Here is an 18,117-nt window from a genome sequence, read left to right as displayed (position 1 = left end):
TGCGCGCGCCGACGTCGCGTTGGTGATGGTCTCGATCGTGGTGAACGTCTTGGACGCGACGATGAACAGGGTCTCCGCGGGATCCAGGTCCCGGACGGCCTCGTGCAGGTCGGCGCCGTCCACGTTCGACACGAACCGGAACGTCAACTCCCGTGCCGTGTAGGCCCGCAGGGCGTCGTAGGCCATGGCGGGGCCGAGGTCGGAGCCGCCGATGCCGATGTTGACGACGTTCCTGACGCGGCGGCCGGTGTGCCCGGTCCACGCGCCCGAGCGCACCTGGTCGGCGAAGGCGGCCATCCGGTCCAGGACCGCGTGCACGGCCGGGACCACGTTCTCGTCGCCGTCCTCGATCACGGCGTCACGCGGGGCGCGCAGCGCGGTGTGCAGGACGGCGCGGTCCTCGGTGGTGTTGATCCGCTCCCCGCGGAACATGGCGTCCCGCAGGCCGAACACGCCGGTGGCGGTGGCGAGTTCCTGGAGCAGCGCCAGGGTGGTGTCGGTGACCAGGTGCTTGGAGTAGTCGATGCGCAGGTCGCCCACGCGCACCACGTACCGCTCCGCGCGCTCCGGGTCGGCCGCGAACAGGTCGCGCAGGCCGGGCTGCCCCTCGGCCCTGTGGTCCTCGAGGGCGGTCCACTCGGGGCGCCGGGTGAGCGTCGGGAACCCGGTCGGGGAACCGGGGGCGGGCGTGCTGTCAGACATGGGCGGGCGTCTCCTCGGCGGCCTCGCCCCGCAGGGCGACGGCGTACATCTCGTCGGCGTCCAGGCGCCGCAGTTCCTCCGCGATGAGTTCGGAGGTGGTGCGCACCTTGAGCGCCAGGGTGCGGGGCGGCTGCTTGGGCAGGGTGAGGGTGGCCAGCGGCCCCTCGGGGCGGTCGATGACGATCTCGCCGCCCGCGGTGCCCAGGCGCACCGCCGTGACCACGGGACCGTCGGTGACGACCCGGTCGACCTTCACCTTCAGGCGGGCCTCCAGCCACCGGGCGAGCAGTTCGGCGGCCGGGTTGTCGGCCTCGCTCTCCACGGCCGCCGAGGTGACCGGGACCCGGGCCTGGTCGAGGGCGGCGGCCAGCATCGAGCGCCACGGCGTCAGCCGGGTCCAGGCCAGGTCCGTGTCGCCCGGGGTGTAGGCGTCGGCGCGGGCGTCGAGGGCCTCCAGCGGGCGCTCGACGGTGTACAGATCGGTGATCCGGCGCTGGGCGAGCGCGCCGAGCGGGTCGCGCGCGGGCACCTCGGGCGACTCGGCGGGCCACCACACCACGACCGGCGCGTCCGGCAGCAGCAGCGGCAGGACGACCGAGTCGGCGTGGTCGGAGACCTCGCCGTAGGTGCGCAGCACGACCGTCTCGCCGGTGCCCGCGTCGGCGCCCACCCGCACCTCGGCGTCGAGCCGGGACGTGGTGCGGTCGCGCGGGCTGCGGGCGTGCCGCTTGATGACGACGAGGGTGCGGGAGGGGTGCTCGTGCGACGCCTCCTCGGACGCCTTGATCGCGTCGTAGGCGTTCTCCTCGTCCGTGACGATGACCATCGTCAGGACCATGCCCACGGCGGGGGTGCCGATGGCCCGGCGGCCCTCCACCAACGCCTTGTTGATCTTGCTTGCCGTGGTGTCGGTCAGGTCGATCTTCATGGCCTGCGCCAGCTCCGTCCGTCTCGTGCGAGCATCTCGTCGGCTTCCTTCGGTCCCCAGGTTCCCGAGGGGTACTGCGCGGGTGCGCCGTTGCGCGCCCAGTACTCCTCGATCGGGTCGAGGATCTTCCAGGACTCTTCCACTTCCTCCACCCGCGGGAACAGGTTGGCGTCCCCGAGCAGCACATCGAGGATGAGCCGCTCGTACGCCTCGGGGCTGGACTCGGTGAAGGACTCGCCGTAGGCGAAGTCCATCGACACGTCCCGGATCTCCGTCGACGTGCCGGGCACCTTCGAGCCGAACCGCACGGTCATGCCCTCGTCGGGCTGGACGCGGAAGACGATCGCGTTCTCGCCCAGCTCCTCGGTGGCGGTGGCGTCGAAGGGGGAGTGCGGGGCCCGTTTGAAGACCACCGCGATCTCGGTGACCCGGCGCCCGAGCCGCTTGCCGGTGCGCAGGTAGAAGGGGACGCCCGCCCAGCGCCGGTTGGCCACTTCGAGGCGCACCGCCGCGTAGGTGTCCGTCCTGGACGCGCGGTCGATCCCGGTCTCGTCCAGATAGCCGACCACCCGCTCGCCGCCCTGCCAGCCGGTCGCGTACTGGGCGAGGACGGTGTTCTCGCCGAGGTCCTCCGGCAGCCGCACCGACCTGAGCACCTTCAGCTTCTCGGTGAGCAGCGACTCCGCGTCGAACGCGAGGGGCTCCTCCATCGCGGTGAGCGCCATGAGCTGGAGCAGGTGGTTCTGGATGACGTCGCGGGCGGCGCCGATGCCGTCGTAGTACCCGGCCCGGCCGCCGATGCCGATGTCCTCGGCCATGGTGATCTGCACGTGGTCCACGTACGACCGGTTCCAGACGGGCTCGTACATCTGGTTGGCGAAGCGGAGCGCCAGGATGTTCTGGACGGTCTCCTTGCCGAGGTAGTGGTCGATGCGGAACACCTGGTCGGGCGCGAACACGTCGTGCACCAGCGCGTTCAGCTCGCGGGCGCTCTCCAGGTCGTGCCCGAACGGCTTCTCGATGACCGCGCGTCGCCAGGAGCCCTCGGGGGTGTCCGCGAGCCCGTGCCGCTTGAGCTGCTGGATCACCTTCGGGAAGAACTTCGGCGGCACGGAGAGGTAGAAGGCGTAGTTGCCGCTGGTGCCGCGGGCCGCGTCCAGCTCGTCGACGGTCTGCCGCAGCGACTTGAACGCGGTGTCGTCGTCGAAGTCGCCGGGGATGAACCGCATCCCCTCCGCGAGCTGCTGCCACACCTCCTCGCGGAACGGGGTGCGGGAGTGCTCGCGCACGGCGTCGTGGACGACCTGCGCGAAGTCCTGGTCCTCCCAGTCCCGGCGGGCGAAGCCGACCAGGGAGAACCCCGGCGGCAGCAGCCCGCGGTTGGCGAGGTCGTACACGGCGGGCATCAGCTTCTTGCGGGACAGGTCGCCGGTGACGCCGAAGATGACGAGCCCGGAGGGGCCCGCGACGTGCGGCAGGCGCCGGTCGCGCGGATCGCGCAGCGGGTTCTCCCACGCGTCGGCCGCGCCCCCGGAAACCCCGGATACGGTGCTCATGCTCCGTCGACCCCCTCGTTCCTCGGTGATGTGCTGCCGGTGTCCTGCCGCTCCCGCCGGTCCGCGCCCGGCACGGCCGGGGTGGCGGGGGTGGTCGGCCGGGGCGGCTGCGCGCCCGGCCGGATCGGGACGCCCTCGTCGGTGGGGCGTCCGCGTGCTCCCGCGGTCGCGGTTGCTTCGGTCACAGTGATCATCTTCTTTCCGGCGGTCGGGTCAACCACGCGACGGGGCGTGGGATTCCCGGGCCGCCACGGCGGCGTTCTCGGCGGTGCGGCGGAGGTCGGTGAACAGGGTCCTGGCGTCGGTGCGGGCGCACGGGCGGTCGACGGGGACGACGGGTCCGGCGTCCTCTAGGAACCGGTACCACGCCGGGGCCGTTCCCGCCCCGACGGCGACCGGGGCCACCGGCGCGGACGGCGGAACGCGCCCGCAGCGGACGGTGGACCGCCCGCCGGGGGACCCCGCCGGGGGGCCGGTCACGGCGTCCGGCGGGAAGGCGCCGCAACGGACGCGGGCGCGCCGGTGCCGGGGGAGGCGGTCCGACCCGGCGGTCACGGCGGCCCCGCGCACCCCGCGGCGGGCGGTTCGGCCGTACGGGTCGGCCACGCCCCCGGACGCGGCACGGGCGAGGACGCCCGGTCCGGGACGGACGGACCCCCGACACGTCACTCCTTGAAAGGACGCACCCGCGACCGGCTCCCGATCCGGTCCGGTGCCCGGGTCGCCGCCACGGCCGCGCCCCGCCGCACCGGCCCTGGGAATACGGGTGCCGCCGACGGCGTGACGGTCGGTACCGGTCCCTCGGACGGGGCCGGAACTCCGGGTGCGCGACTTCAAGAGATCCTCGATCGGAGCGGAAGGACGGCGTTCGACCTTCAAGCTTAAAAGTCTGACTTTTCCGGGTGAAGGTCGCCGTGTGCCAGCCTGTGGTGAAAGTGGGACACCCACCCACACCGGACCGGGGGACGAGGCGGCGCGAGAAGGACATGGCGGACAGAACCACCCTGGGCGCGGACGGCGGCGGAGCGGACGCCATCAGAACCTTCCCCTTCCCGGCCGAGCTGAGCGTCTGCGGGGTCGGCATGCAGGTCGGACCCATGGGCCCGGACCGCACCTGGCACGCGGACGCCCCGCTGCACCGCGTCCACCGCATCGACTTCCACGTCGTGATGCTCTTCGACGGCGGCCCGGTCCGCCACATGATCGACTTCGCCGAGCACGAGGTCACCGCGGGCGACCTGCTCTGGATCAGGCCAGGCCAGGTGCACCGCTTCTCCCGCACCAGCGAGTACCACGGGACCGTGCTCATCATGCAGCCCGGATTCCTGCCCCGCGCCACCGTCGAGGCGACCGGCCTCCACCGCCACGACCTGCCGCCCCTGCTCGACCCCGACCCCGCCCAGCTCGCCGCCCTGCGCGCCCAACTCGCCCAACTGCGCCGCGAGTACGAGGACGGCACGACCCTGCCGCCGAGCCTGCACACCGCCGTCCTGCGGCACACCCTGACCGCGTTCCTGCTCCGCCTCGCCCATCTCGCGGCCGGCTCGGCGACGGCGCGGCGCCAGGACGACACCGTCTTCACCCTCTTCCGGGACGCCGTGGAGCGGGACTTCGCCACCCGCCACAGCGTCACCGGCTACGCCGACACCCTCGGCTGCTCCCGCCGCACCCTGGCCCGCGCGGTCGGCGCCGCCACCGGCGAGACCCCCAAGGGATTCATCGACCGACGGGTCGTCCTGGAGGCCAAACGCCTCCTCGCCCACACCGACCTGCCCATCGGCCGCGTCGGGGCGTCGGTCGGCTTCCCCGACCCGGCGAACTTCTCCAGGTTCTTCCACCAGCACACCGACCGCACCCCGGCCGCGTTCCGCGCGGACACGCACTGACGGCTCCCCACCCACGCGGAAGCCCGCCGCCCCGGCACATCGCCGGAAGGCAGCGGGCTCGCGCGTCCTGGAGCGGGACAGGGGGTCCGCTCCATCGCCCCGAGGGGGCGACGCGTCGGTCAGTGACCGAAGTTGAACCAGTTGACGTTCACGAAGTCCGCCGACTGGCCGCTGGTGAAGGTGAGGTACACGTCATGGGTGCCCGTCACCGAGCTGATGTTGGCCGGGACGGTTCTCCAGGACTGCCAGCCACCGGTGTTGGCCAGCGCGAAGCTGCCGATCGGGGTCGCCGTGCGGCTGTCGAGCCGGACCTCGACCAGGCCGCTCACGTTCGCGCCCGCCCCGCTCGCGACCCGCGCGTAGAACTGGGTGGCCGCCGTGGAACCGAAGTTGACGCCCTTGTACTGCGCCCAGTCGCCGTTGGCCAGCGCGCCGATGTTCTGGCCGCCACCGGTGTCCGTGGTGGTCTCCGTGATGGTGCCGGACTGGCTGTCGTAGGACTCCGCCTGGATCGCGCTGTAGGCGTCCCGGTTGCCGGTCGGCGGGGGAGTGGTGCCGCCGCCGCTGCCCGACTGGAGCACCTGGACGTAGTCGACGAGCATCGGGTGGCCGGGCTGGGTGTCGCCGTCGAGGCCGCCGCCGAACGCGTCGGGGAAACCGCCGCCCATCGCCACGTTCAGGATGATGAAGTAGCCGTGGTTGGTGGCGTTCGCCCAGGTGGTCGCGTCCACCTGATTGGCCTTCACCGTGTGGTAGTTGACGCCGTCGACGTAGAAGCGGATCGCCTCCGGGCTGACCGAGCGGTCCCACTCCATGCTGTACGTGTGGAAGCCGGACTGGCACGTGCTGCCGGGGCACGCCGTGGAGTTGCCGATGCCGGTCGTCTCGTTGCACGGGCCGCCCGGGTTGGTGCCGCAGTGCACCGTCGCCCAGACCTTGTTGAGGCCCTGGACGTTCTCCATGATGTCCAGCTCGCCCACGCCGGGCCAGTTCTGGTAGTTGCCGCGGTACGGCGCCCCCAGCATCCAGAAGGCCGGCCAGTACCCCTCGGCCGCGACCCCGGTCACGTTGGGCATCTGGATGCGGGCCTCGACGCGCAGCTTGCCGCCCGCCGGGGGCTGGAAGTCCGTGCGGTTGGTCTCGATCCGGCCCGAGGTCCAGCGCCCGGCCGAGTCGCGCAGCGGCGTGATCCGCAGATTGCCGTTGCCGTCGAGCGAGACGTTGTTGGTGGAGTTCGTCATCGTCTCGACCTCGCCCGTGCCCCAGTTGGCGGCGCCGCCGGGGTACGAAGTGCCGAGGTCGTACTGCCAGTTGCCGGTCGAGACGCCGGAGCCCGCGGTGCCGTTGAAGTCGTCGAGGAACACCTGCGACCAGCCCGACGGGGGCGTGGGCGCGGAGGCGTCGGCGGACGGGGCGGAGACCGTGGTGGCGGCGGCCGCGAGCCCGAGGGTGGCGAACGCGGCGACGAGCACCCGCCGTAGCGGGCGCCGTCTGTGAGGGGTGACGGAGGTGTCACGCATGGGGGTGCCTCCTGGGAGCGGAGTGGGGAGCGCGGGTGCCTCCGAGAGCGCGCCCGGAACCCCGGGAGGAGGGGTGGACCCCGGACCTGCCCAAGGACCCGATGCTTTGAGAGCGCTCTCACAGTGCGGCCAATGTGCTCCCCGGTACTGCCGTCGTCAAGAGGTAAAGCGAAGAAACCCCTTTTGTCGAGGGGGAGTTCACCCGATGAAGGGGGCGAAGGAGGAGGAAGGCGCGCGGCGCCGGACGGGGGCGCCCGCCGGGTTCGACGCCGGGCGCCCCCGTTCGACGGTCGGCTCCGTCAGAGCGCGCTGCCCGCCTTCCACCGCTTCCAGGAGAGGTTCCAGCCGTTGAGCCCGTTGGCCGGGTCCACGGTCCTGTCGCCCGAGTTCTTCACGATCACCACGTCCCCGAGCATCGAGCTCTCGTAGAAGCGGTAGCCGGGGACCGAGCTGTCGGCGCCGCCCTTCGCGTCGTGCAGGCCCACGCAGCCGTGGCTGGAGTTGCGGCCGCCGAAGACCGAGTCGGCCGCCCAGTAGTTGCCGTGGATGAAGGTCCCGGACGTGGTGAGGCGCTGGGCGTGCGGGACGTCCGCGATGTCGTACTCGTCGCCGAGCCCGACCGTCGAGGACTGCATGCGGGTCTGCTCGAACCGCTCGCTGATCACCATGATCCCGCCCCAGGTGGTGTGGTCGGCGTCGCCGCCGGTGACCGGGTAGGAGGCGGTCCGCACACCGTCGCGCCGGACGGTCATCTCCTTGCGGGAGAGGTCGACGGTGGAGATCTGCTCGCGCCCGATGTGGAAGGTGACGGTCTTGGACTGGACGCCGTAGACGCCGTCCGCGCCCTCGACGTCCTTCAGCCGCAGGGTGAGCGTGATCGTCGTGCCCGCCGCCCAGTACGTCTCGGGCCTGAAGTCCAGCCGGGTGTCGTCGAACCAGTGGCCGACCACCTCGACGGCGGGCTCGGCGGTCACCGTGATCGCCTTCTGGACGGCGGCGCGGTCCGTCACGGCGTGCGTGAAGTTCAGCGACACCGGCATCCCGACACCGGAGGTCGAGTCCGCCTCGGGCGTGAAGTACCCGGCGAAGGTCGCTCCCGGCGCCGCGGTGGTGAAGGTCGACGTCCGGGTGGCGGCCCCGTCGACCCGGGCGGTCACCGTGTACCTGGTCCCCGAGTACGGGTGTCGCGCCGACGTCCAGGTGGTCCCGGTGCCGTCGAGGGACCCGGCCAGGGTCGAGCCGTCGTTGCCGGTCACCGTCACCGAGGTCAGGGTGCCGTCGGCGACCGTCACCGAGACGGGGCTGGTGAACGACGCCTTCCTGGTGCCGTCGGCGGGGGTGACCGTGACGGTCGGCTCCCGCCGCGCCGTGGCCCGCGCGGAGGCGGAGGCGGAGGCCGTCGCGGACGCGGACCCGGTCGCCCCGGTCGTGCCCTCGGCGGCACCGGCCGCGCCGGCGCACCCGGTGAGCGCGGCGGCCGAGGAGACCCCGAGGGCGGTGAGCACCCCGCGCCGGGACCACCCCGGCGCCCGCTCCTCGGTCCGGTTCGATATGTGCGAGACGCCCACGGCTGACCTTTCTGGGGTGTTCCACCTGTACGTCCCGCATCCTGCGCCCCGTACATGGGGCGCACCTGTGAATCGGCCCCCGCTGTCTGAGATTCCGGTGAGGACCGTCCCGGGAACCGCGGAAACCGCCTGGACACGGGGCCGCGGCGGGCCGGGAGTGGGGTGTCTCACAGGGGCGCGCCGGGCGGAGGGAAGCCCCCTCCCGCCCGGCCGCGCTCCCGTCCCTCAGGCCGCCCTGCGCAGGGCGCGGATGCGCTGCTGGGCCGTGCTGACCGCGCCCTTCAGGTCGATGCGGGCCTGCTCCTGCCGCATCGCGGCGGCGAGCTGGGTGGCGTGCTCGGTCGCCGTCACGCGGGCGGCTATGGTCGCGGGCGGCAGCACCGCGGCGAGGTAGCGGTCGAAGCGCTCGACGACGGTCCGCAGCTCGGGGCGGATCGGTTCGGCGTCGTCCGCGGCGTCGTCGAGGAGGTGGCGCAGCCGGGGCAGCGGCGCGAACTCCGCCTCCCGGCACGGCTTCTGGGCGCGCTCGCTGAGGTGCTCGGCGAGTTCCCTGAGATAGGTGAGCGCGTCGTCGAGGTCCTTGCCGACGTCGTCGCTCGCGCGCAGCCGCCGGGTCCAGGCCCACACCTGCCGGTGGTGGCGCAGGGTGAGGGTGGCGAACACGATCCCGGCCAGGCCCGACAGCAGGCCCACGATCACGGAGCCGGGGTCGGCGCCGGACGCCAGAGGGGTCGAACTGAACATCATCTGCGGTGATCCGTTCGTGAAACACGCGAACAGCACCCGGCGGGGTCGCCGCCGCGGTGCGGGGACGGGAGGAGGGGCGGGCGGGAGCGCGGGCGGCCGGGACGGGGCCCGACCGGCTACCGGACCCCGGTGAGGTGTTGCAGGGCGGGCAGGTCCGTCACCACGAACTGCCGGTACTTGGAGCGCAGGACGCCGCCCGGGGGCAGACCGCTGCCCTTGGCGGGGGTGCGCAGCCGCCGGATCGCGGTCTCCACGGTCGAGACGCCCAGCAGGAGGGCCTCCGCGATGTCCCGCTGGCTGAGGCCGAGGACGCTGATGTGGCCGGGCCGCTCCGGGTCGGTCGTCCCGGCGACCCGGGCCAGATGGGCGAGCAGCCCGCCGACCCGCTCGACCGGGGTGCGGGTGGCGGTGCCGTAGACCATCTCGTCGTCGCGGTTGCGGTCCTCCAGGCTGCGCAGCAGGGCGCGTTCGGAGTGCGGATGGCGGGTGAGGAAGGCCATCATGCGGGTCGCCGAGCAGGACATGACCCAGGTGGTGGTCAGGCAGGTCGTCCGGACGGCGGCGTGCTCCTCGATCAGCTTGGCCTCGCCGAGGAGTTGGCCGACGCCGCGGAAGCGCGTGATCCGCGGGTCCTTCCCGTCGCCGCCGTCGTCCGGAGAGCCGCCGGTGCCGAACGGGAAGCGGTCCTGGCGCACACAGCCGCCCAGCACGATGTGCACGTCGCTGTCCCGCGGGCCGATCGGCAGGGAGTCCTCCCGCTGGTAGACGCGGCTCACCGGGCCCCAGAAGCCGACGAGCAACGGCCACAGCTCGGGCGGGAGATGGGCCAGGAAGCTCCCGGCGGGCATGGTCTGGAGCCCCTTGAGCACGTCACCGGTGCGGAACGCCCCGACGTCGGGGACCATCGCTCACTCCCCGGTGCGGGGCGGGGCGGGCGCGGCGGGGCGCACGGCGCCCGGGGGATGGCCGTGATGACACGGAGTCAGGCCAGTGGTCATCGGTCTGCGGTCCTTCGGTCCGGAGGAACAGGGGTCCCGGGTGCGTCCGCGAGGAGCGGCGCGCACGCGGGCGACGGGTCCAGTGCCCTCTCCACCGCGTCGTCGATCCGGATGGCTGGTCCGGGTGCGGAGGTGAAGACGTTCCGGGTGACGTTACTCCTTCGCGCGATGAAATAGCCAGCCGCGGATCGGGGAACGCCGACTTCGCGGTCCCAGTGGTGTGGACCACCCGGGCCCGATGCGCGTCCTGGAAATGCGCCGGGAATTGTTTTCGCGGTTTGCCGCGCGAATTGCGGAGACCTGGTCCGGGATAAAAGGAGGCCCCGGGGGGCCACCCCGGAGCCTCCGGAAAGGGCCTGGACCCGTCGAGGTTCAGACCGGGAACCAGTAAACACCATGAGCGAGGAAAAGGTCACAGCGGGGTACCGGTTCGGGCGGGCGACGCCCTCACGGGAGGGGATTTTTCCCGTCATTGCTGTCGCCGGACGACGGCGCACGGCCTAACGCGTGCCGCCTCATCGACCTCGTTTGTCCCAGTGGTTCGGTTTTGTTTCGGAGGCTGTTTGGTTCGGCTGTCGAGTGCGCCCCTAGTTGCCGCACTTCTGGGGGCGAATGTTCGATCTGTACGGCGCACGGGCGGTAGCGTGCATAAATCTATGCGCCCCCCGGCGGCGCTGATCACGGCCGGGCCCGGTCGGGCCGCGGGCCCCGCCGGACGCGACTTCCTCACCTGCCAACCGCCCGCGAAAATAGTGGTGCGCGGGAAATTCCTAAAAGAATTCTCCCGGATTCCGGCGCCTCTCACGGTGTGTGCGACCGCGAAATGGGGCCATGACGTGACGGTGGGGTGCGCGCCGAGTCGGCGCGCACCCCACCGCGGTGGTCGAGGGCCGCGGGATGCCCGTAATCTCCCGCCACTCCACTCAGGGTAGCCATTCGGATACGGTGCACACATGCCGCCGAACCCGCCGGTGACGGAATGTGTTTATGCGGATGACGTTCCGTCAGGAACGCTCATCCCGCTCGGTGTCGCGTCCACCGGAAAACCGGCGCCCGGGGTCACAGCGCCCGCAGGGTCCAGCTCCAGCGGTGGACGCCGGTCGGCACCAGGTAGGCGGCGAAGGTGTCCGGGCCGCAGGACGCCGTGCCCAGACCCCGGTGGGCCGCGTCCAGGTGCACCACGCACCCGGCGCGCGGCACCAGTTGGTCGTGGTGCGTGACGGCGGTCAGGTCCTCGGCGCGGAACCGGGTCACCGACACCTGGCGCGGCGCGTCCAGCTCCACCGCGAGGCCGGTGGCGTCCGGCGCCGACAGCGTGAACCGGCGCACCCCGTGCCGCCCGCCGCTCTCCTGCGGGCGCAGGTACGGCGTGAACAGCGCGTCGACCGGCGACGCGTGGTGGCCGACTGGGGCGCCCGCAGCCCGGTCCGGGTAGGACTCCCAGGGGCCCTGTCCGAACCACTCCAGCAGATCGAGCCCGGCGACGGTCTCGAAGACCGACCCGACCCGGGCGACGTCCGAGAACTCCGGGGGGAGTTCGGCGCTCTCGTCGATCCGCAGCCCGCCCGCGAACGGGGTGAACACCTGCCGGTGCAGCACCACCCCGGCCGCCGCCGCGTACTCGGCGACCACGGTGACGCGTGCGCCGTCCCGCTCGACCGAGGACAGCTTGCGCACCAGCGCGTCGAGTCCCAGCTCCCGCCAGCGCGGGGCCGTCCCGCCCAGCTCGTCGTTGTCGGTGGGCGCCCGCCACAGGGACAGCGTCGGGGCCGCCGTCAGCAGCGGGTGGACCAGCAGGCCGTCGCCGTCGAGCCGGACCGGCTCGCCGCCCGGCCGCGTCGGCTTCGGCGGTCCGGCCGGGCGCAGCGGTGTCCGCGGGGAGCACACCTCGGTGCCGCGCGGGGCCCACGGCTGGTCCTCGGCCGTCGTCACCCGCAGCGTCAGCCACGCTTCGCCGCCGTCGTCGGGCAGCGCGAAGGGCAGCTGCACCGCGGCCGTCTCGCCGGGCCGCAGCGCCGGCAGGTGGGCCGGAGCGGTCAGCGTCCGGCCGTCGGCGAGCGCCAACTCCCAGGTGGCGGCGAGCCATTCGAGGCCGCGGAAGTGCTGGTGGTTGCCGAGGACGATGCCCTCGTGGCGGTAGGACTCGATGCGCACCGGCGCCGCGATCTCCCGGTGCTCGAACAGCACCGGCTTGGGCGTGCGGTCCGGGAACACCACGCCGTCGGCGATGAACGCGCCGTCGTGGTCGGCCTCGCCGAAGTCGCCGCCGTACGCCCAGCGGTAGCCGGGCGCGGTCGTTCCGCCGCCGTACAGTCCGGTGCCCGCGGGCCCGGCCGGTCGTCCGTCGCTCACGCGTTGCAGGATCCCGTGGTCCCAGAACTCCCAGATGAATCCGCCCTGAAGGCCGGGCGTGGCCTCGATGGCGGCCCAGTGGTCGGCGAGCGTGCCGTTGCTGTTGCCCATGGCGTGCGAGTACTCGCACTGGATGAGGGGCTTGGTCTGCGTCCCGGACAGGGCGTGCGCGAGGCACTCCTCCAGCGGCGCGTACATCGGGCAGGCGATGTCGGAGGCCACGCCGGGGTCGGCCCAGCCGCGTTTGGCGGCGCCCTCGTACTGCACCGGGCGGCTCGGGTCGTGGCGGCGCACCCAGCCGGCCGCCGCGTCGTGGTTGGCGCCGTAGTCGGACTCGTTGCCGAGCGACCAGACGATCACGCAGGGGTGGTTCTTGTCCCGCAGCACCATCCGCGCCACCCGGTCGACGAACGCGGCCAAATAGCGGGGGTCGTCGGCGATCTCGTGCGCGTGGTCGTGCGCCTCGATGTCCGCCTCGTCGACGACGTAGAGGCCGAGTTCGTCGGCGAGGTCGTACAGCGCGGGGTCGCCCGGGTAGTGCGCGGTGCGGATCGCGTTGAAGCCGAACCGCTTGAGCAGCGCCAGGTCGGCGCGCATGTCCTCGCGCGAGACGGTGCGGCCGGTCAGCGGGTGGAAGTCGTGCCGGTTGACGCCCCGGATGTACACCCGTTCGCCGTTGACGAGCAGGTCGCGGCCGACGATCTCGACGTCCCGGAAGCCGACGCGCTGGGTCGCGGTGTCGGCGACCGTGCCGTCCGCGCGGTGCAGCCGCACGGTGAGCGTGTACAGCTCGGGCGTCTCGGCGTTCCAGGTCCGCACGTCCGGTACGACGGTCTCGATCCGGGCCTCGCCGAGGAAGCCGGAGACCCGCTCGTCCTCGGCGTTGGCGCGGTCGAACTCCGTGTCCTGGGTGAGGGGGCGGCCGTCGAGGTCGCCGGTGACGTACCAGCCCGCGGGCAGCGCGCCGCGGGCGTCCCTGACCTGGCAGTCGACCCGCAGCCGGCCGTCGCGCCCGGCCCGCACGCCCACGTCGGCGAGGTGCAGCGGGTCCGTCGCGTACAGCAGCACGGAGCGGGTGATCCCGCCGTGCCACCACTGGTCCTGGTCCTCGATGTGCGAGGCGTCCGACCACTTCACCACCGTCAGCCGCAGGGTGCTCGGCCTGCCGGGCCGTACCGTGCCGGAGAGGTCGAACTCGGCTGCCAGGTGGGAGTCCTTGGAGACGCCGACGGGCTCGCCGTCGACGTGCACGAGCAGGACGCTCTCGGCGGCGCCGACCTGGAGCACGATCCGCCGCCCGGCCCACTCGGCGGGCACGTCGATCTCCCGCTCGTAGACGCCGGTCGGGTCGGCGTCGGGCGTGTGCGGCGGGAACTGCGGGAACGGCATGCGGACGTTGAGGTAGCCGGGCAGGTCGTCGGTGCCCTGCACGGTCCACACACCGGGCACGGCAGACGTCGTCCAGGCGTCCGCGGGCAGCGGGGCGTCCGGGGCGGGCAGCAGGTGGAAGCGCCAGTCGCCGTCCAGGCCGAGGGCGCCGGGCCGCCGGTCGACGGCGTTCATCGGCAGCCGCCGCCAGGAGGTCAGCTCCGGTGCCTGCCAGGGGCGGAGCGCGATCAGCGGGTCGGTCACTTGATGGCTCCCTTGGCGAGGTCGCCGATGATCTGGCGGGCGCCGATCGCGAACACCAGCAGCAGCGGGATCAGGGCGAGCAGCGCGCCGGTCATGACCATCCCGTAGTCGGTGGTCCCGTGGGTGCCGTTGAGCTGCGAGAGCGCGACCTGGAGGGTGACGTTGTCCGGGTTGGTGAGCGCGATCAGCGGCCAGGCGTAGTCGTTCCACTGGCCCATGAAGGTGAAGATGCCGAGGAAGGCGAGGCCGGGCCTGACCACCGGGAGCGCCACGTGCCAGTACTGGCGCAGGAAGTGGGCGCCGTCGATGCGGGAGGCGTCGAGGAGTTCGTCGTGGATGGCGCCCGTCATGTACTGGCGCATCCAGAAGATGCCGAACGCGTTGGCCGCCGCGGGCACGATCAGGGAGGTCATGGAGCCGATCCAGCCGAGCTTCGCCATGATCACGAACTGCGGGATGGCGGCGAGCTGGGCCGGGACCATGAAGATCAGCATGAGCAGCGCGAAGAGGACGCGCTTGCCGGGGAAGTCGAACTTGGCGAAGACGAACGCGGCCAGCGAGTCGAAGAGGAGCACCAGGAAGGTGACGCTCCCCGCGACGAGCAGGGAGTTGCCCATCGACCCGAAGAAGTCCACGGCGTCGAAGAGGCCGCGCAGGTTCTCCAGGAAGTGCGAGCCGGGCAGCAGGTTGGGCGGGTAGGTGAAGATCTCCGACGACGTGTGCGTCGACATGATGACGGCCCAGTAGAACGGGAAGGCCGAGAGCAGCAGTCCGACGAGCAGGACGGCGTGCAGCGCGACGCCCTTGCGGCGGGTTCCCTTGATGGAGGTCATGGGTCCGGGCCTTTCAGTCTTCGCCCCGGCGCTGCACCAGGCGCCAGTTGATGATCGAGAAGAGCACGACGACGAGGAAGACGCCCCAGGCCACGGCGGCGCCGTACCCGAAGTCGTTGTTGTCGAAGGTCTGTTGGAAGAAGTAGAGGACCATCGTCTGGCCCGCGTGTCCCGGACCGCCCGCGAACGTCGAGTCGTTGGAGGTGGTCTGGAGCAGCACCTGCGGTTCGGAGAAGCTCTGGAGCCCGGTGACGGTGGAGACGACGAGCACGAACAGCAGCACCGGGCGCATCATCGGCAGGGTGATCCGGAAGAACGTCTGCACCGGTCCGGCGCCGTCCATGCGGGCCGCCTCGTACAGCTCGCCCGGGATGGTCTGCAGGCCCGCGAGGAAGATGATGGCGTTGTAGCCGGTCCACTGCCAGGTCATCAGCGTGGCGACGGCGATCTTGATGCCCCACGGGGTGTTCAGCCAGGCCACCTGGTCCAGCCCGACCGCCTGCAACAGGGCGTTCACCAGGCCGAAGTTGGTGGAGAAGACCGAGCCGAAGATGATCGCGATGGCCACCACCGAGGTGACGTTCGGCAGGAAGTAGGCGAACCGGTAGAGGTTCTTGAGGCGGACCGCCGAGTTGAGCATCACGGCCGTGACCATCGCCAGGAAGATCATGGGGAAGGTGGCCAGCGCCCAGATGACGATGGTGTTGCCGACCGCGGTCCAGAAGTCGGAGTCGCCCAGCAGGTACTGGTACTGCGACAGACCGGCCCACTCCATGGAGCCGAGGCCGTCCCAGCGATGCAGCGAGACGTAGAGCGAGAACCCGACCGGGATCAGGCCGAAACAGAGGAAGAGGAGGTAGAACGGCGAGATCGCGGCGTACAGGTGCCAGTACCTGCGCGCGCCGGTGCGGGGCCTGCTGCCGCCCGCCGTCGCCGGGTCGGCGACCGGGGGCTTGCGGAGCGTGGTGGCCATCAGTGGCTCACCCCCAGGTGCGTGGCGATGCGGCGGCACTTGCGCATGGCGTCGTTCCAGGCCTTCCGTGGGTCCTTGCCGAGGACTCCGACGTTCTTGATCTCGTCCTTGAGGGGCTGGCCGAGCGCCACGTCGAAGGGGCTGTTGTAGGCGACCTCGACCCGCTGCGCGGCCGGTCCGAAGACGTCCATGGTGATCTGCCCGCCGAAGAACGGGTCCGGTTCGCGGAGCGCGCCGAGGGTGTAGGAGGCGGGCGTGGACGGGAAGAGACCCGCGTCGACGAACCCCTGGGCCTGGTTGGCGGCGTCCAGCAGCCAGGTGATGATCTGGAAGGCGCGCTCCGGCTCCCGGCACGCCTTGGTGACGGCGAGGAAGGAGCCGCCGTTGTTGGACGGCCGCACCGGCATCTGCGCGACCCGCCAGCGGCCCTTGGTCCTGGGCACCCCGCTCTTGATGTCGTTGGTCGCCCAGGAGGCGTTGAGCTGGCTGGGCAGCTTGCCGTCCTGGACGGCGGAGAGCTGGTCGGGCGTCCCGGCCACCAGGTCGGAGACGATCCCGCGCCGCTTGGCCTCGACGGCCAGCGCCCAGGCGTCCCGCACGTGCTGCTCGTCGCCGATGAAGTGCCGGTCCTTGTCGACGTAGCGGCGGTCGCCCTGCTGCACCACGTTCTCGAAGACCATGTTGACGTCCGAGAGCAGGTACGTGCCCGGGATGCGCTTCTTCAGCCGCTCGCCCGCCGTGAAGAACTTCTCCCAGGTGTTCAGCTCGGCCGAGACGTCGTCGGGGTCGTAGGGCAGTCCCGCCTTCCGGAACACCCCGTACTGGTAGTAGTGCGCGACCGGCCCGCAGTCGATGGGGAAGCCGACCATGCTGCCGTCGTCGGCGATGCCCTGGTCCCACTTCCAGGCCAGGTAGCGGCTCCTGTACCGTTCGGCGCCCAGCGTCCTGAGGTCCACGAACTGGTCCGCGTTGGGCAGGTAGGACGCCATGTCCTCGCCCTTGAGGCCCGCGATGTCGGGGATGTGGGACCGGCCGGTCATCGTGGTCATGAGCTTGGACCGGTAGTAGCCGCCGATCTTGATGGCCTGGAGGTCGACCGAGTCGCCGTAGCGGGCCTTGGCCTTCTTCACGACCGTGTCGCCGAGACCGCCGTCCCAGTACCACAGGACCATGTTCCGGCCGGTCGAGCCGGTCGGAACGGCACAGCCGGTCGCCAGGCCGCCGAGCGTCGTGGCGGCCGTACCGGCCAGACCGGCGCGGAGCAGGCCTCTTCGTGAGAGCCGCACAGCTCCCACCGCCTTTCGGATCTGTTCGGGTGTTCGCAGGGGTGCGGGGGGTGGAGTCAGTCGGTACTGCGGTGCGGGGGGAGGGGGAGGGGGAGGGGGGAGGGGGCGCGCGGGCTCAGGGGCGCAGGAGGGGCGGGGTGACCGGGGCGTGCCGTCGCGGCGGGCCGACGTCGGCCGGGATCCGGTCGGCCAGGAAGCCGTAATCCCGGCGGAGCGCGGGGTCGGTGAGCGAGCGCCACCAGCGGTCGACGCCGTACCAGCCGGGCGCGGCGAGCGCCCCGCCGTGGTGTCCGACCGAGAGCCCGGCCGCGAGGACCGCGAAGCGCAGCCGCTCGGCCAGCGGCCAGCCGCCCAGCGAGGCGGTGACGAAGGCGGCGCCGAAGACGTCGCCCGCGCCGGTGGCGTCCAGGACGTCGACGTCGAGCGCGGGCACCTCGGCGTACTCGCCGGTGGTCTGGTCCACGGCCACAGCGCCGTCGCCGCCCCGGGTGACGACGGCCACCGGCACCAGCTCGGTGAGGGCGCCGAGGGCGGCGACCGGGGTGTCGGTGCGGGTGTAGGCCATCGCCTCCAGCTCGTTGGGCAGGAAGGCGTGGCAGAGGGCGAGCTGGTCGAGCAGGTCGCGGGACCACTGCTGGGTGGGGTCCCAGCCGACGTCGCCGTAGATCCGGGTGCCGTTCGCGGCGGCCTTGGCGAGCCACTCGGGCGGCTCGGCCTCCAGGTGCACCAGGGCGGTCAGCGCGTCGGGCGGGTCGCCCATCAGCGCGTCCTGCGAGTACGGGGGTTCCTGGCCGTGGGTGACCAGGGCGCGGTCGTCGCCGTGGGCGAGCGCGACGGTGACGGGGGTGGGCCAGCCCTCGGCGGTGCGGGAGAGCGCGAGGTCGACGCCCTCCTCGTCGGCGAGCACCTGCCGGCAGTGGGCGCCGTAGAAGTCGTCGCCGAGGACGGTGGCCAGCGAGGTGCGCAGGCCGAAGCGGGACGCGGCGACCGCGAGGTTGGCGATCCCGCCGGGGCCGCAGCCCATGCCGGAGGTCCAGATCTCCTCGCCCGGCGTCGGCGGCTTGCCGAGCCCGGTCAGGACCAGGTCGTAGAAGAGCAGCCCGGTCAGCAGCACCTGGGGCCGGTCGTCGTCCACG

At 72.2% G+C, this 18,117-nt stretch carries 13 protein-coding genes and 1 pseudogene; 1 reads left to right on the top strand and 13 read right to left on the bottom strand.

Going from position 1 to position 18,117, the window contains the following annotated elements:
• The 4 genes and pseudogenes from GA0115242_RS29765 to GA0115242_RS40390 all read right to left on the bottom strand — a co-directional run.
• A pseudogene (locus tag GA0115242_RS29765) lies at nt 1-702 on the bottom strand (glucose-6-phosphate isomerase); the annotation flags it as partial.
• Nucleotides 695-1,630, bottom strand: coding sequence for a glucose-6-phosphate dehydrogenase assembly protein OpcA (gene opcA, locus GA0115242_RS29760; RefSeq protein WP_093833928.1), 936 nt, complete (start codon nt 1,628-1,630; stop codon nt 695-697). The gene opcA and the pseudogene GA0115242_RS29765, both read right to left, overlap by 8 nt.
• Entirely contained in the window at nt 1,627-3,186 is a 1,560-nt protein-coding gene (zwf, locus tag GA0115242_RS29755; protein WP_093833926.1) for a glucose-6-phosphate dehydrogenase, read from the bottom strand. The genes opcA and zwf overlap by 4 nt, the downstream gene beginning before the upstream one ends.
• A complete protein-coding gene (locus GA0115242_RS40390; protein ID WP_141721804.1) occupies nt 3,183-3,371 on the bottom strand; it encodes a hypothetical protein in 189 nt (62 codons plus the stop codon). The genes zwf and GA0115242_RS40390 overlap by 4 nt, the downstream gene beginning before the upstream one ends.
• 801 nt (nt 3,372-4,172) lie before the next feature.
• Between GA0115242_RS40390 and GA0115242_RS29745 the strand changes: the two genes are divergently transcribed.
• Entirely contained in the window at nt 4,173-5,072 is a 900-nt protein-coding gene (locus GA0115242_RS29745) for a helix-turn-helix domain-containing protein (protein WP_093833922.1), read from the top strand.
• Nucleotides 5,073-5,191: 119 nt separating this feature from the next.
• Here GA0115242_RS29745 and GA0115242_RS29740 read toward each other — a convergent pair whose 3' ends face one another.
• The 9 genes from GA0115242_RS29740 to GA0115242_RS29700 form a co-directional block, all read right to left on the bottom strand.
• Nucleotides 5,192-6,592, bottom strand: a complete 1,401-nt coding sequence (locus GA0115242_RS29740) for a glycoside hydrolase family 16 protein (RefSeq protein ID WP_093833920.1) — start codon at nt 6,590-6,592, stop codon at nt 5,192-5,194.
• 299 nt (nt 6,593-6,891) lie between these two features.
• Entirely contained in the window at nt 6,892-8,160 is a 1,269-nt protein-coding gene (locus tag GA0115242_RS29735) for a L,D-transpeptidase (protein WP_093833918.1), read from the bottom strand.
• A 225-nt stretch (nt 8,161-8,385) separates the two neighbouring features.
• Nucleotides 8,386-8,907 carry a hypothetical protein gene (locus tag GA0115242_RS29730; protein ID WP_093833916.1) on the bottom strand — a complete coding sequence of 174 codons (522 nt, stop codon included), beginning with the start codon at nt 8,905-8,907 and terminating at the stop codon, nt 8,386-8,388.
• Nucleotides 8,908-9,023: 116 nt separating this feature from the next.
• A complete protein-coding gene (locus GA0115242_RS29725) occupies nt 9,024-9,812 on the bottom strand; it encodes a Crp/Fnr family transcriptional regulator (RefSeq protein ID WP_093833914.1) in 789 nt (262 codons plus the stop codon).
• Nucleotides 9,813-10,964: 1,152 nt separating this feature from the next.
• The gene (locus tag GA0115242_RS29720; RefSeq protein ID WP_093833912.1) at nt 10,965-13,889 is read right to left on the bottom strand and encodes a glycoside hydrolase family 2 TIM barrel-domain containing protein; all 2,925 of its coding nucleotides are present in this window, start codon (nt 13,887-13,889) and stop codon (nt 10,965-10,967) included.
• The gene (locus GA0115242_RS29715) at nt 13,886-14,722 is read right to left on the bottom strand and encodes a carbohydrate ABC transporter permease (protein ID WP_093833910.1); all 837 of its coding nucleotides are present in this window, start codon (nt 14,720-14,722) and stop codon (nt 13,886-13,888) included. The genes GA0115242_RS29720 and GA0115242_RS29715 overlap by 4 nt, the downstream gene beginning before the upstream one ends.
• A 13-nt stretch (nt 14,723-14,735) precedes the next feature.
• Nucleotides 14,736-15,695: a carbohydrate ABC transporter permease gene (locus GA0115242_RS29710; protein WP_093833908.1), complete on the bottom strand. Its 960-nt coding sequence runs from the start codon at nt 15,693-15,695 to the stop codon at nt 14,736-14,738.
• A complete protein-coding gene (locus GA0115242_RS29705) occupies nt 15,695-16,981 on the bottom strand; it encodes an ABC transporter substrate-binding protein (RefSeq protein WP_093833906.1) in 1,287 nt (428 codons plus the stop codon). Before GA0115242_RS29705 ends, GA0115242_RS29710 begins: the two co-directional genes overlap by 1 nt.
• Nucleotides 16,982-17,096: 115 nt before the next feature.
• Nucleotides 17,097-18,116, bottom strand: coding sequence for a carbohydrate kinase family protein (locus GA0115242_RS29700; protein ID WP_093833904.1), 1,020 nt, complete (start codon nt 18,114-18,116; stop codon nt 17,097-17,099).
• Nucleotide 18,117: the final 1 nt, after the last annotated feature.

This window comes from Streptomyces sp. SolWspMP-5a-2, from assembly GCF_900091845.1.
In the GTDB taxonomy this organism is placed as follows: domain Bacteria; phylum Actinomycetota; class Actinomycetes; order Streptomycetales; family Streptomycetaceae; genus Streptomyces; species Streptomyces doudnae.
The sequence above is the reverse complement of the archived record's forward strand: the minus strand, read 5'-3'. Positions and strand labels throughout refer to the sequence as shown.